Origin of the sequence: Aeromicrobium duanguangcaii (genome assembly GCF_024508295.1) — a bacterium.
GTDB classification, from domain to species: Bacteria; Actinomycetota; Actinomycetes; order Propionibacteriales; family Nocardioidaceae; genus Aeromicrobium; species Aeromicrobium duanguangcaii.
Map to the genome: position 1 here is coordinate 695,801 of NZ_CP101990.1, position 14,042 is coordinate 709,842.

The following is a 14,042-nucleotide window of genomic DNA, read 5'->3' on the forward strand; positions in this document are numbered from 1 at the left end:
GTCAGCCGCCGATCGCGCTCATCGGGCGCTTCGGCTGGACGAAGGTCGGCGAGTCGATGCCGTGCCCGGCACGCTTCGCGGCGATCGAGGACTCGAAGATCCGGGCGAGGTCGGCGTCGGTCCCGCCGCCGCGCAGCACCGGGACGAGATCGGACTCGTCGCGCGCGAAGAGGCAGTTGCGCACGTGCCCGTCGGCGGTGATCCGGATGCGGTCGCAGGCCGCGCAGAACGGAGCGGTCACCGAGGCGATCACGCCGACCGTGGCAGGTCCGCCGTCGATCGTCCAGAGGTCGGCGGGGGAGGAGCCCCGGCCGGCCACCGGCTCGAGGTCGAACCGCGTGCGCAGGGTCTGGAGGATCTCGGCGCCCGGCACCATGGCGGCCCGGTCCCACGTGTGACCGGCGTCGAGCGGCATCTGCTCGATGAACCGCATCTGGGCGCCCGCGCCCCTCGCGAACTCGACCAGGTCGACCAGCTCGTCGTCGTTGACGCCGCGCATGGCGACCGCGTTGAGCTTGAGCGGCGTGAACCCGGCCTCGCGGGCGGCCTCGATCCCGGCGAGGACGTCGCCCAGGCGATCGCGCCGGGTCAGCGTCGCGAACCGCTCGGCGTCGAGCGTGTCGATGGAGATGTTGAGTCGCGTCAGGCCGGCCTCGCGCAGCGGCACGGCCAGCTCGGCCAGGCGCAGGCCGTTGGTCGTCATCGAGACCTCGGGGCCCAGTGCGGCCAGCCGGCGGACGACCTCGACCGCGTCCTTGCGCACGAGCGGCTCGCCGCCGGTCAGTCGGATCGTGGTGACGCCCAGCGACACGCAGACGCGAGCGACGCGCTCGATCTCGTCGGTCGTGAGGATGCTGTCGCGCTCGATCCACGGGACGCCCTCGGCGGGCATGCAGTAGGTGCAGCGCAGCGAGCACTTGTCCGTGAGGGAGATCCGCAGGTCGCGGTGGACCCGGCCGAAGCCGTCGACGAGGCTCACAGTCCGACCCAGCCGCTCCGGCCACCGGCATCGGTCTGGCGCTTCCAGATGGGGACCTCGGTCTTGATCAGCTCGATCAGGGCCCGGGTCGACTCCAGCGCCTCGCGCCGATGGGCGGCACTGCTGGCGACGACGACGGCGACGTCGCCCACCTCGAGGGCGCCGAAGCGGTGCGACACCGCGATCGTCGCGCCCGTGTTGAGGGCGACCGTCCCCGCGAGCGCCGTCAGCATCCCCTCGGCGTCGGGGTGCGCCTCGTACTCGAGCGCGACGACGGTGCCGTCGGCCTCGGGGTCGTGATCGCGGATCGTGCCGATGAACACGTCCGTGGCCCCGATGGTCGGGCCCGCGACGGCGGCGACGTGGGCGGCGACGTCCAGCGGCGCGTCCACCACGCGGGCCAGGGCCACGCGTCCGGCGGCCGCCTCGGTGATCATGGGCCCAGCCTAGGCGTCCGGTGTCGGGATGACAGGATTCGAACCTGCGGCCCCCTGCTCCCAAAGCAGGTGCGCTACCAAGCTGCGCCACATCCCGTGAGGCTCGGAACAGTGTACGGCGGCCGGGCGTCGGCCCGTTTGACCCGCCACCAGTGAAGACCCGTAGACTGAACGCTGGCCTGCGTGAGGACTCCGTGGGCTGGACACGCCCAACGACTCAGGAGTCATCACGTGAAGAGCAGCACCGAATCGCTGAGCCCCACGCGGGTCAAGCTGACCATCGAGGTGCCGTTCGAGGAGTTCAAGCCGAACCTCGACAAGGCCTACAAGACCATCGGTGCCCAGATCCAGATCCCCGGCTTCCGCAAGGGCAAGGTTCCGGCGGCGATCATCGACCAGCGCGTCGGCCGCGGCGCGGTCCTCGACGAGGCGCTGAACTCGGCCCTGCAGGGCTGGTACACCCAGGCGCTGCAGGACACCAAGACCACGCCGCTCGGCCAGCCCGAGATCGACCTGGCGAAGTTCGTCGACGGTGAGCCCATCGAGGTCACCGCAGAGCTCGACGTCCGCCCGCAGCTCGAGATCCCGGACGCGTCCGAGATCGCCGTGACGGTCAAGGACATCGAGGTCGACGAGGACGACGTCAACGAGCAGCTCGAGCAGCTGCGCGAGCGCTTCGCCACCTTCACCGACGTCGACCGTCCGGCCGCCGAGGGCGACTCGATCACGATCGACCTGTCGGCCGCCCACAAGGACGGCACGCTGATCGACGAGGCCCAGGCCGAGGGCCTGCCCTACGTCATCGGCAAGGCCACGATGCTCGACGGTCTCGACGAGGCCGTCACGGGACTGTCGAAGGGCGAGTCCGCCACCTTCTCGACCACCCTCGTCGGTGGCGACCTGGCCGGCGAGGAGGTCGACGTCACCGTCACGCTGCAGGACGTGCGTCAGACCGAGCTGCCCGAGCTCGACGACGAGTTCGCCCAGATGGCCTCCGACTTCGACACGATGGACGAGTTCCGTGCCGACCTGGTCGAGCGCCTGACGCGCGGCAAGCGCATCGAGCAGGCCGCCGAGGCCCGCGACCTCGTCCTGGAGGAGCTCGTCTCCCGGGTCGACGCCCCGATGCCCGACGGCCTGGCCGAGGCCGAGCTGGCGAACCGTCGTCAGCAGATGGACCAGCAGCTCGCGATGGCCGGCCTGACCCTCGAGAACTACCTCGAGGACCAGGAGGACGGCAAGACGCTCGACGAGTTCGAGTCCGAGCTCGAGCGTGACGTCCGCGAGTCGATCGTGGCGCAGTTCGTCCTGGACCAGCTGGTCGAGGAGAACGAGTACGACATCGACAACGACGAGCTGAGCCAGCACATCATGCGCCGCGCCCAGCAGTCCGGCGAGGACCCGAACTCCTACATCCAGCACATCATGGAGCACAACCACGTGCCCGAGATGATCAGCGAGGTGCTGCGCGGCAAGGCGCTGGCGTCCCTCGTGGAGTCGGCGAAGGTCACGGACAAGTCCGGCAACGTCGTCGACCTGGCGAACCTGCGTGCCGACGGCACGATCGGCGGCGACGAGCCGGCCGACGAGTCCGCCTCGGAGTGACTCCGCGGCGGGCCCTGCCCGTCCCGCGATGAGAGAGCCGGTGCCCTTCGGGGCGCCGGCTCTTCGTCGTTGCGGGGGTTCGGGCCACGACACGCCGCGCGGACCTTGACGTGTGCTCTGCGCGAGCGGCAGAGTAACCGAGTGTTACACGTCACCGGAACGTGACGCCGTGGCTCTCGGGAACGCTCGAGACCCCGCAGGAGCAGAACCGTGAAGGTGCGTCCCCTCTCCGCCAGCGCCGCTCTTCTGGCCGGCGCGCTCGCCGTGTCGCTCGGCGCCGTCCCCGGTCACGCCATCGAGGACGGCGGCCTGTCCTCGGCGGTCGTCGGCACGGCCCCGCCGGGCTCGGTCCTCGAGCAGGCGCCGGCTCCCGGTGCCCTGACCGGCCTCGGGATCGCGCCGGCCGACGCGACGGCCACGCGGGTGCTCTACGCGTCGACCGGAGCGCGGGGCGAGACCACCTCCGTCTCGGGCCTGGTGATCGTCCCGAACGCGCCGTGGCGCGGGCCGGGGGAGCGGCCGGTCGTCGGGGTGAGTCCCGGCACCCAGGGACTGGCCGACCGGTGTGCCGCCAGCCGGCTGATCGAGTCCGGCCACCTCAACGACGCGACGTGGATCCGCCAGTTCCACGCGTCGGGCTACGCGATCGCCATGACCGACTACGAGGGCCTCGGCACGCCCGGCGACCACCCGTTCGCCGACAACGTCGTCCTGGGTCACAACGTCCTCGACGTCGTGCGGGCGGCACGAGGCCTCGGCCTCTCGGCGACGGCGCCGGTGTTCCTGCAGGGGTTCTCCGAGGGCGGCGGCGCGACGGCCGGCGCCCTGGAGCTCGCCCCGGGCTACGCACCCGAGCTGCGGATCGCCGGTGGCCACGCGACCGCCCCCACCGGCAACCTGACCGCGATCGGCGAGCGCTCCGAGCTCGACCTGTACCGGCCGTTGTTGCTCTTGGCGGTCGGGCTGCTCGACGACGGCGCCGAGGCGTCCGGCTGCGCGCCGGAGGGGCTTCCGCGAGGGTTGACCGACCTGGAGGAGCTCGGGCCCACCGAGCCGGAGCGGGAGCCGGTCCGGGTGAGCCGCTCGCGGATCGACGTGCCGTTCGCGGTGACGTCGGCGTGGGCCGACGAGATCGTCCCGCACGACACCGTCAGGGAGGCCGTGGAGCAGTGGTGCTCCCGGGGCTCGCGGATCGTCTACTCGACGTCGTGGGCGCCCTCGCACGTCGCGTCGGGTTACGAGGGCGGCGGGCAGGCTGTGCAGTTCTTCGACGACGTCCTGCGCGGCAGGGTCGTCGACTCCACCTGCGCCTGGCTGTTCTGAGGGTCCGCGCCCCGAGATCGGGGGAGGGATCGCTGGACACCTGGGGCACCATGGACGCATGACCCCGACCGCCCGCACGACCGACGTCGCGGCGCTCGCGCTCGAGTACGGCGACCGGCTCGTCCTCGGCACGGTCCGCGACGTCCACACGGCCGTCGCGCACCGCGTCTTCGGCGCGACGCGGATCGTCGGCAGTCGCGTCCCCGAGGCGGTCCACGACGCGGTGGCCGGCTCGGTCTACGGCTCGCTCTCGCGCGTGCTGCGGGCCTCGGGCACCGCGGCGCGCTCCATGGCGGCGCGCGGGGTGGGGGCGCCCGTGGACGGGTCCCGTGTCGGTCGCCAGGTCCGCTCGGCGGTCAACGGGCTGGTCGGTGAGGAGCTGCGCCTGATGGGCGACCCCCAGGCGATCACCATGTCCCTGCGCCGCGACGGCACGGACATCGCGGCGACGCCGTGGAAGCTCCGCCAGGCCTATCCCGACGCGACCGGCCATCTGGTCGTCCTCGTTCACGGCCTGTGCGAGAACGACGAGTCCTGGCTGCGCCGCGGACCGAGCGTCACCTACGCCGAGCGCATCGCGGCGGACACCGAGGCCACGACCGTCCTGCTGCGCTACAACACCGGCTTGCACGTGTCGGAGAACGGTCAGCACCTCGACGAGCTGCTGGAGCAGGTCGTCGCCAACTGGCCGGTCGCGGTGCACCGCATCACGCTCGTCGGGCACTCGATGGGCGGACTGGTCGTCCGCGCGGCCACCAACCGCGCCACGGTCGCGGGGCACCTGTGGCCGCACCGGGTCGGCGACGTCGTCTGTCTCGGCACACCCCACGCCGGCGCGAACCTCGAGAAGGCCGCGCATCTGGGCTCGCGCATACTGCGTTTCTGGCCCCAGTCCACACCGTTCGGCGCGATCCGGGACTCCCGCTCGGCGGGCATCGTCGACCTGCGCCACGGGTACATCTCGGCCGACGACTGGGAGGGTCAGGACCTCACGGCGCGGTGGGGGCTCGACCGCATCGCCGCGGCGCCGCTGGCCCATGCGGAGTACCACTTCGTGGCGGCCACGGTCGGAGCCGGTCGATGGCACCCGCTCGGCGCGGCCCTGGGCGACCTGATCGTGCACTTCTCCTCGGCCGCCGGGATCGGCCGGGACGGTCCCGTCGCGCAGGCCGCGCGGCTGGAGTACCTCCCGTCGGCGCACCACTTCGCCCTGCTGAACCATCCCCGTGTCGGCGACTGGCTGGTGGCCTGGATCAACGCCAAGCCGCGCCAGACCCGCCGCCTGGGCTCCTGAGCCTCGTCGTGTGAGACAGGTCACCCCCATCTGACACCCGGGGTGTCACGGTCGGTTAGGCTCGCGGAGCACCGACCGACGAACCAGGGAGACGACTGTGGCGAACCGTGACGAGATCTCGGCGACGATCGACATCGAGGCGCCCCCGGAGCGGGTGTGGGACCTGGTCAGCGACCCGGCCCAGATGCCGCGTTGGAGCCCGCAGTGCCGCAAGATGATCGTGCGCGGCAAGGGCCCGATCGGCGTCGGCACGACCACGATCAACATCAACCGCCGCGGTCCGCTGTTCTGGCCGACGCGCTCCAAGATCAAGGAGTTCGTCCCCGGCAAGCGCTTCGCCTTCAAGATCGCCGAGAACGGGACCGTGTGGTCCTACGACCTCGAGCCCACCGCGACGGGCACGCGCCTGACCGAGAGCCGTCACGCCCCAGATGGTGTCTCGGCCGTCTCGAACCTCCTGACCAGCAAGGTCCTGGGCGGCACCGACAACTTCGAGAACGAGCTCGAGGCCGGCATCCGCCAGACCCTCGAGCGGATCAAGGCCGCCGCCGAGGGCGGTGGGCCGGGAAAAGCCTGAGCGGCGCCGTTCCGCCGCTGCAGGCCTCGACCTTCATCGCGGCTCCGGTCGACCGGGTCTGGGACGTCCTGCAGGACCAGCGCCGCATGCGGCGCTGGAGCCCCGAGACGTGGGCGCAGCTCTTCCTGCCGCGCCGGCTGGCGCCGAACCAGCTCTCGTTGAACCTCAACCAGCGCAAGGCCTTCGTCTGGCCGACGCTGAGCCGGTACGTGGAGGTCGCCGCGCCCGAGCGGCTGGCGTTCCGCGTGTACGGGCCGGGCGCGCTCTGGTCCTACCGGCTCGAGCCGCAGGACGGCGGCACGCGGCTGGTCGTGCGCCGTGATCTGATCGGTGGCCGGCGCACGCTGCTCAGCCGTGTCGTCGCGACGCTGGCGCTCGGCGGGATCGACGAGCACGACGACGAGCTGGTGGCCGGAATGGACCGGACCCTCGCGGCGATCGCGTCCGACGTCGCGGCGCGCGGCGCCTGACGTGCTGTACGCCGATGGCGAACACGGGTGTCGGGCGCGTGTCTGTGTCCTCCGCGCGGTCTAGGGTCGGTGACGTGAACGCACCCATGAACCCCCAGATGGCCGTCGAGGCGGGTCCCTCCGACCTCGACGGGCACATCTACAACCGTCTGCTGAAGGAACGCATCGTGTTCCTCGGCTCGGAGGTCCGCGACCAGAACGCGAACGCGATCTGCGCGCAGCTGCTGTTGCTGAACGCCGAGGACCCCGAGGCCGACGTGTACTTCTACATCAACAGCCCCGGCGGCTCCGTCGACGCGGGCATGGCGATGTACGACACGATGCAGTTCATCTCGAACGACGTCGTCACCGTCGGCATGGGCCTGGCCGCCTCCATGGGCCAGTTCCTGCTCGCGGCGGGCACGGCCGGCAAGCGCTTCGCGCTGCCGCACACGCGCATCATGATGCACCAGCCCTCGGGCGGCATCGGTGGCTCGGCGTCGGACGTCAAGATCCAGGCCGAGCAGTCCATTCTGCTGAAGAAGCAGCTCAACGAGCTCCAGGCCAAGCACACCGGCCAGAGCGTCGAGCAGATCGAGGCCGACGCCGACCGTGACCGCTGGTTCACGCCCGCGCAGGCCAAGGAGTACGGACTGATCGACGAGATCGTCAACACGGCAGGAGACGTCCGATGAGCTACTACATGCCGCAGTGGGAAGAGCGCACGTCCTACGGCTTCCGTCGGATCGACCCCTACACGAAGCTGTTCGAGGACCGCATCATCTTCCTCGGCACGCCGATCAGCGACGACGTCGCCAACGCGGTCACGGCCCAGCTGCTGTGCCTGCAGTCGATGGACCCCGACCGCGACATCAGCATCTACATCAACAGCCCGGGCGGCTCGTTCACCGCTCTCACGGCGATCTACGACACGATGCGTTACATCAAGCCGGACGTGCAGACGTTCTGCCTGGGACAGGCCGCCTCGGCCGCCGCAGTGCTCCTCGCCGCCGGCACGCCGGGCAAGCGCTTCGCGCTGCCGAACAGCCGCATCCTGATCCACCAGCCCTACACCGAGGGCACCGGCGGTCAGATCTCGGACCTGGAGATCCAGGCCAACGAGATCCTCCGCATGCGTGAGCTGCTCGAGAAGATGCTCGCCGAGGCCTCGAACAAGACGGCCGAGGAGGTCAGCCGGGACGTCGAGCGCGACAAGATCCTGACGGCCGCCGGCGCTGTCGAGTACGGGATCATCGACCAGGTCCTGGACACGCTCAAGACCCCGCTCTGAGCGACACGCCTCGACGCAAACGCCGGTGACGGCTCCCCCACGGTGCACAGCTGTGGCATCGTGGGGGGACCGTTCGGAAACGACAGGAAAACACACGCATGGCACGCATTGGTGAGACGGCCGACCTGCTGAAGTGCTCGTTCTGTGGCAAGAGTCAGAAGCAGGTCAAGAAGTTGATCGCCGGCCCCGGCGTCTACATCTGCGACGAGTGCATCGACCTGTGCAACGAGATCATCGAGGAGGAGTTGGCCGAGGGCGCCGAGGTCAGCCTCGGTGAGCTGCCGAAGCCGGCTGAGATCTACGAGTTCCTCAACACCTACGTGGTCGGCCAGGAGGGCGCGAAGAAGTCCCTCGCGGTCGCGGTCTACAACCACTACAAGCGTGTCCAGGCCCAGGCCTCGGGCCGGATCAACAAGGACGAGACGGTCGAGCTGGCCAAGTCCAACATCCTCATGGTCGGGCCCACCGGCTGTGGCAAGACCTACCTGGCCCAGACGCTGGCCCGCATGCTGAACGTCCCGTTCGCGATCGCCGACGCCACGGCGCTGACCGAGGCCGGCTACGTCGGCGAGGACGTCGAGAACATCCTGCTCAAGCTGATCCAGGCAGCCGACTACGACGTCAAGAAGGCCGAGACGGGCATCATCTACATCGACGAGATCGACAAGATCAGTCGCAAGAGCGAGAACCCGTCCATCACGCGCGACGTGTCCGGCGAGGGCGTGCAGCAGGCGCTGCTGAAGATCCTCGAGGGCACGACGGCCTCGGTGCCTCCGCAGGGCGGGCGCAAGCACCCGCACCAGGAGTTCATCCAGATCGACACCACCAACGTGCTGTTCATCGTCGGCGGCGCGTTCGCCGGCCTCGACCAGATCATCGAGCAGCGCAGCGGCAAGAAGACCCTGGGCTTCAACTCCGACCTGACCCCGGTCGTGGAGGAGAAGGAGTCCGAGCGCCTCTCCAAGGTGGTCCCGACCGACCTGCTGAAGTTCGGCCTGATCCCCGAGTTCATCGGCCGTCTGCCCGTGATCGCGGCGGTCAACAAGCTCGACAAGCCGGCCCTGATCTCGATCCTCACCGAGCCGCGCAACGCGCTCACCAAGCAGTACGTCCGGCTGTTCGCCATCGACGACGTCGAGTTGGAGTTCACCGAAGACGCGTGCGAGGCGATGGCCGAGCTGGCCCTCGAGCGCGACACCGGTGCACGTGGTCTGCGCTCGATCGTCGAGGACGCGCTGCAGGACATCATGTACGAGATCCCCAGCCGCGATGACGTCGCGAAGGTCATCGTCACGGCCGAGACCGTGCGCGATCACGCGGCCCCCACCGTGGTGAAGCGCGACGAGGCCGACAAGAAGGCCAGCTGACTTCCTTGTAGCGTCGACCCATGGTCGACATCACGCTGCTCGGAGCCACCGGATTCACCGGCGGACTCACCGCCGATTATCTTGCCGTCCATCTGCCCGAGGACGCCTCCTGGGCGATCGCCGGGCGCAACCGCGCCAAGCTCGAGCAGGTGGCCGCGCGGATCGCCGCCACCGGTCGTGTGGTGCCCGAGATCGTCATCGCGGACCTGGCCGATCCGGAGTCGATGGCGAAGATGGCCACCGACACCCGCGTCCTGATCAGCACGGTCGGCCCGTACCTCCAGCACGGCGAGCCGGCCGTCAAGGCGGCCGCCGAGGCGGGCATCGACTACGTCGACCTGACCGGCGAGCCGCAGTTCGTCGACGAGATGTGGCTGAAGTACCACGAGACCGCCGTTCGCACGGGCGCCCGGCTCGTGCACGCCTGCGGCTTCGACTCGATCCCGTACGACCTCGGCGTGCTCTACACGGTCGACCAGCTGCCGGCGGGCGTCCCGCTGATGATCCGCGGCTACATCCGCGCCAAGGCCACCTTCTCGGCCGGGACGTACCACTCCGCCGTGGGCCAGATCGCGCAGTTCCGTCAGTCGCAGGCCGCCGCCAAGCAGCGCAGCGCCCGCGAGGCGCGTCCCACCGGGCGCCGGATCCGCGGTGGGGGACACATCGGGCGGGCCGAGCCGCCGGTCAAGGGCTTCGGGGTCCCGCTGCCCACGATCGACCCGCAGATCGTGTTGCGCTCGGCGCGAGCCCTCGAGCGCTACGGCCCGGAGTTCACGTACGAGCACTATGCCCACTTCCGGACCCGCCGGATGATGGCCCTGGCCGCGCCGGTGCTGGCGGCGATCGCGGTGGGTGCCCAGATCCCGCCCGTGCGCGCCGCGCTGCTGAAGATCAAGGCGTCGGGGGACGGGCCGTCCGAGGAGCAGCGTGCCGGATCTTGGTTCACCCTGACGCTGGTGGGCCACGGCAGCGACACCAAGGTCGTCACCACGGTGCGCGGCGGCGACCCGGGCTACACCGAGACCGCCAAGATGCTGGCGGAGTCGGCGATGTGCCTGGCCTATGACGACCTGCCCGACGTCTCGGGTCAGACCACCACGGCGGTCGCGATGGGCTCGGCGCTGATCACCCGGTTGCAGAACTCCGGGATCGACTTCTCCACCTCGACCGTCGACTGACCCAGCCCAGATTTGCTCTCATTCCACCCTTTGAATCGGGTTCGAAGGTGAGTTTGGGAGCAAATCTCGGGAGGGGTCAGGCGACGACGACGTCGACCCCGGCCTCGTGCAGCATGGCGCGGTCCTGCGCCCGGATGCCGTCGTCGGTGACGACGACGGTGACCTGGTCGAGGTCGGCGAACGAGAAGACCTGGTGCGGCCCGAACTTGGTGGAGTCGGCCAGCACGACCCGGGTCCGGGCGGAGCCGACGAGGGCGCGCTTGACGGCGGCCTCGTCGGAGTCGGGGGTGCTGAAGCCGTGGTCGGCGGTGATCCCGTTGGTGCCCAGGAAGGCCACGTCGGCGCGCGTGGACGCCAAGGTCTCGACCGTGCGCTGACCGACCGCGACGCCGGTGACGTCGCGGACGCGGCCGCCGATGGTGTGCAGGGCGATGCCCTCGTGGCCGAGCAGCTGGTGGGCGATCGCGACGCTGTGCGTCAGGACGGTCAGGCGCAGATCGGCCGGCAGGGCCGCGACCAGGTGGGCCACGGTGCTGCCGCCGTCGAGCAGGACGCTGCCACCGGCCGGCGGCAGGAACGCCAGCGCGGCGGCGGCGATCCTGGCCTTGAGGTCGGGCCGCTCGGAGGTGCGCTGCGACAGGCTCGGCTCGATCCGCGAGTAGGCCGAGGACAGCACGGCGCCGCCGTGGACCCGTCGGGCCGTTCCCGCTCGCTCCAGCACCGTGAGGTCGCGTCGGATGGTCTCGGTCGAGACCTTGAGATGGTGAGCGACCTCATTGACCGCGACCCGCCCATGGCGCTCCAGCATTTCCGTGAGAAACAGCTGACGTTCGGCGGCGTACACCCCTGACCTCCCCGATGATCGTGTGGGTTCGTGTGGGTTCCCTCGGAGACTACGCCCCCTCAGGCGTCCGCGAGTGTGGTTTCGACGCGCAGCGCGTCACCCTCGGCCTCCGCGGTGGCGAAGTCGCCCACCACCCGACCCGCGGCCCGCAGGTCCGGCACGGCGGCCTCGAGCAGCTCGAGGGAGGCACGCGGGCCCGACACGGTGACCTGGGTGACCTCGGTGCGCTGGCTGACCTTCGCGGTGGACTTGGCGCCGCGGATGCCCGCCAGCGCCTCGCCGGCGATGGCCAGCAGGCGGCCGTCGAACGGCTCGGTCCCGAGGTCCTCGGTCGTCGGCCACGGGGCACGGTGGATCGAGCCCTCCTGCCACCACGACCAGACCTCCTCGGTCACGTAGGGAAGGAACGGCGCGAGCAGCCGCAGCTGGACCGACAGCGCCAGCACGAACGTGGCCTTCGCCGACGTGCCCGACTCGTCCTCGCGACGCGCGCGCTCCTTGACCAGCTCCAGGTAGTCGTCGCAGAAGTCCCAGAAGAACTTCTCGGTGACCTCGAGGGCCGACGTGTAGTCGTAGCCCTCGAAGTGACCCGTCGCCGCCTCGACGACGTCGCGCAGCCGGGTCAGCAGGGCCCGGTCGAGCGGCTCGGTGACCAGCGAGAAGTCGAGCAGGGACGCGTCGGCGCCCAGGCCGTACTGGTCCTCCGGTGCCACCACGAACTTGCTCGCGTTGAGCACCTTCATCGCCAGGCGGCGGCCGACCTTCATCTGGGTCTCGTCGAACGGCGAGTCGGCGCCGGCACGGGCGCCCGCGGCACGCCAGCGGACCGCGTCGGCGCCGAACTTCTGGAGGATCTCGTCGGGGACCACGACGTTGCCCTTGGACTTGCTCATCTTCTTGCGATCGGGGTCGACCACGAAGCCCGACAGCGCCGTGTGCTTCCACGGGACATGGCCGAACTCCTGGTTCGACCGCACGACCGTCGAGAACAGCCAGGTGCGGATGATGTCGTGGCCCTGGGGACGCAGGTCCATCGGGAAGGTGCGCTCGAACAGGTCCAGGTCACGCTCCCAGCCACAGACCAGCTGAGGCGTCAGCGAGGACGTGGCCCACGTGTCGAGCACGTCGGGGTCGGCGATGAAGCCGCCGGGCTGTCCGCGCTGCGACTCGTCGAAGCCGGCCGGGGGCTGCGACGCGGGGTCGACCGGCAGGTCGTACTCGGGCGCGAGGAGCGGGTTCTCGTAGTCGGGCTCGCCGTCCTCGTCCAGCAGGTACCAGACGGGGAACGGGATGCCGAAGAACCGCTGACGGCTGACCAGCCAGTCGCCGTTGAGTCCCTCGATCCAGTTGGTGTACCGCGACTGCATGTAGCCGGGGTGCCAGTCGATGTCGTTGCCGAGCTCGACCAGCTGCTGACGCAGCTCGGCGTCGCGGCCGCCGTTCTTGATGTACCACTGGCGCGTGGACACGATCTCGAGCGGCTTGTCGCCACGCTCGTAGAAGTTGGCCATGCGCTGCGTCGGGGTGGGCTCCCCGTCGAGGTCGCCGGACTCCTTCAGCGCCGCGGCGATCGCCTCGCGGGCGCTGAACGCGGTCTTGCCGGCCAGCTCGGCGTACACGGACTCGCCGGGGCCGCCGACGATCCACTCGGGCACCTCGCGCAGGATGCGGCCGTCGCGGCCGATCACGGTGCGGTTGGGCAGGTCGAACTCGCGCCACCACTGGACGTCGGTCAGGTCGCCGAAGGTGCAGCAGTGGACGATGCCCGAGCCCTTCTCGGGATCGGCCAGGGTGTGCGCCAGGACGGGCACCTCGACGCCGAAGATCGGCGAGTGGGCGGTCGTGCCGAACAGGTGCTGGTACCGCTCGTCGTCCGGGTGCGCGATCAGCGCGACGGCGGCGGGGGTCAGCTCGGGACGCGTGGTCTCGATGTAGACCTTCTGGCCGTCGGCCAGGTGGTACGAGACGCGGTAGTAGTGACCCGGGTAGTCGCGAGCCTCGAGCTCGGCCTGCGCCACGGCGGTCTGGTAGGTCACGTCCCACATGGTGGGGGCGTCCTGGCTGTACGCCTCGCCGCGCGTCAGGTTGCGCAGGAACGCGCGCTGGCTCGTGGTCTGGGCGTCGTGGCCGATGGTCGTGTAGGTCTGCGACCAGTCGACCGAGAGGCCCAGGGTGCGCCAGAGCTTCTCGAAGACCTGCTCGTCACGCTCGACCAGCTCGCTGCACAGCTCGATGAAGTTGCGGCGGCTGATCGGGATCTGCTTCTTGGGGTCCGGCTTGGCCGGAGGGGTGAAGTCGGGGTCGTACGGCAGCGAGGGGTCGCAGCGGACGCCGTAGTAGTTCTGCACGCGGCGCTCGGTGGGCAGGCCGTTGTCGTCCCAGCCCATCGGGTAGAAGACCTCGTACCCGCGCATGCGCTTGTACCGCGCCATGAGGTCGGTGTGCGTGTAGCTGAAGACGTGACCCACGTGCAGCGATCCGGAGACGGTCGGTGGCGGGGTGTCGATCGAGTACACCTGCTCGCGCGTCTTGGTCCGGTCGAAGGCGTAGGTGCCCTGCTCGGCCCATACGCCCACCCACTTCTCCTCGAGACCTTCGAGGACGGGCTTCTCGGGAACGCGGTTCTGTGTGGTCACAAGCGCCGATTCTACGTGGGTCGACAGGTGAGTCGTGCCACGCGGCGGGCACGATGGTCCCA

General features: G+C 70.1%; 13 protein-coding genes and 1 tRNA gene. 9 read left to right on the forward strand and 5 right to left on the reverse strand.

All coding sequences use genetic code 11. From position 1 onward, the window contains the following. Nucleotide 1 precedes the first annotated feature (1 nt). The 3 genes from moaA to NP095_RS03520 all read right to left on the reverse strand — a co-directional run bounded on the left by moaA (nt 2) and on the right by NP095_RS03520 (nt 1,513). On the reverse strand, nt 2–979 hold the full coding sequence (gene moaA / locus NP095_RS03510) for a GTP 3',8-cyclase MoaA (protein ID WP_232417351.1): 978 nt from the start codon (nt 977–979) through the stop codon (nt 2–4). Beyond that, on the reverse strand, nt 976–1,416 hold the full coding sequence (locus NP095_RS03515; RefSeq protein WP_232417350.1) for a molybdenum cofactor biosynthesis protein MoaE: 441 nt from the start codon (nt 1,414–1,416) through the stop codon (nt 976–978). The genes moaA and NP095_RS03515 overlap by 4 nt, the downstream gene beginning before the upstream one ends. 23 nt (nt 1,417–1,439) lie before the next feature. Beyond that, nucleotides 1,440–1,513, reverse strand: a tRNA-Pro gene (locus tag NP095_RS03520). Nucleotides 1,514–1,647: 134 nt separating this feature from the next. Between NP095_RS03520 and tig the strand changes: the two genes are divergently transcribed. The 9 genes from tig to NP095_RS03565 all read left to right on the forward strand — a co-directional run bounded on the left by tig (nt 1,648) and on the right by NP095_RS03565 (nt 10,500). After that, complete coding sequence (gene tig, locus NP095_RS03525) at nt 1,648–3,021, forward strand: trigger factor (protein WP_232417349.1); 1,374 nt, start codon at nt 1,648–1,650, stop codon at nt 3,019–3,021. A 210-nt stretch (nt 3,022–3,231) separates the two neighbouring features. Then, nucleotides 3,232–4,344, forward strand: coding sequence for a lipase family protein (locus NP095_RS03530; protein WP_232417348.1), 1,113 nt, complete (start codon nt 3,232–3,234; stop codon nt 4,342–4,344). 58 nt (nt 4,345–4,402) lie between these two features. Next, entirely contained in the window at nt 4,403–5,638 is a 1,236-nt protein-coding gene (locus NP095_RS03535; protein WP_232417347.1) for a lipase family alpha/beta hydrolase, read from the forward strand. A 97-nt stretch (nt 5,639–5,735) separates the two neighbouring features. Next, nucleotides 5,736–6,215: an SRPBCC family protein gene (locus NP095_RS03540; RefSeq protein WP_232417346.1), complete on the forward strand. Its 480-nt coding sequence runs from the start codon at nt 5,736–5,738 to the stop codon at nt 6,213–6,215. A 17-nt stretch (nt 6,216–6,232) separates the two neighbouring features. Next, complete coding sequence (locus tag NP095_RS03545) at nt 6,233–6,685, forward strand: SRPBCC family protein (RefSeq protein ID WP_283251517.1); 453 nt, start codon at nt 6,233–6,235, stop codon at nt 6,683–6,685. Nucleotides 6,686–6,783: 98 nt separating this feature from the next. After that, on the forward strand, nt 6,784–7,359 hold the full coding sequence (locus NP095_RS03550) for an ATP-dependent Clp protease proteolytic subunit (RefSeq protein WP_404801103.1): 576 nt from the start codon (nt 6,784–6,786) through the stop codon (nt 7,357–7,359). Further along, the gene (locus NP095_RS03555; RefSeq protein ID WP_232417345.1) at nt 7,356–7,955 is read left to right on the forward strand and encodes an ATP-dependent Clp protease proteolytic subunit; all 600 of its coding nucleotides are present in this window, start codon (nt 7,356–7,358) and stop codon (nt 7,953–7,955) included. Before NP095_RS03550 ends, NP095_RS03555 begins: the two co-directional genes overlap by 4 nt. Before the next feature lie 98 nt (nt 7,956–8,053). Further along, nucleotides 8,054–9,322 carry an ATP-dependent Clp protease ATP-binding subunit ClpX gene (gene clpX / locus NP095_RS03560; RefSeq protein ID WP_232417344.1) on the forward strand — a complete coding sequence of 423 codons (1,269 nt, stop codon included), beginning with the start codon at nt 8,054–8,056 and terminating at the stop codon, nt 9,320–9,322. Between the two features lie 20 nt (nt 9,323–9,342). Continuing rightward, on the forward strand, nt 9,343–10,500 hold the full coding sequence (locus tag NP095_RS03565) for a saccharopine dehydrogenase family protein (protein WP_232417343.1): 1,158 nt from the start codon (nt 9,343–9,345) through the stop codon (nt 10,498–10,500). 76 nt (nt 10,501–10,576) lie between these two features. Here the strand turns inward: NP095_RS03565 and NP095_RS03570 are convergent, their stop codons facing one another. Next, nucleotides 10,577–11,344 (reverse strand): DeoR/GlpR family DNA-binding transcription regulator, encoded by a 768-nt coding sequence (locus tag NP095_RS03570; protein ID WP_256766117.1) that lies wholly within the window; start codon nt 11,342–11,344, stop codon nt 10,577–10,579. Nucleotides 11,345–11,403: 59 nt separating this feature from the next. After that, the gene (valS, locus tag NP095_RS03575; protein ID WP_232417341.1) at nt 11,404–13,980 is read right to left on the reverse strand and encodes a valine--tRNA ligase; all 2,577 of its coding nucleotides are present in this window, start codon (nt 13,978–13,980) and stop codon (nt 11,404–11,406) included. Between the last annotated feature and the right edge of the window lie 62 nt (nt 13,981–14,042).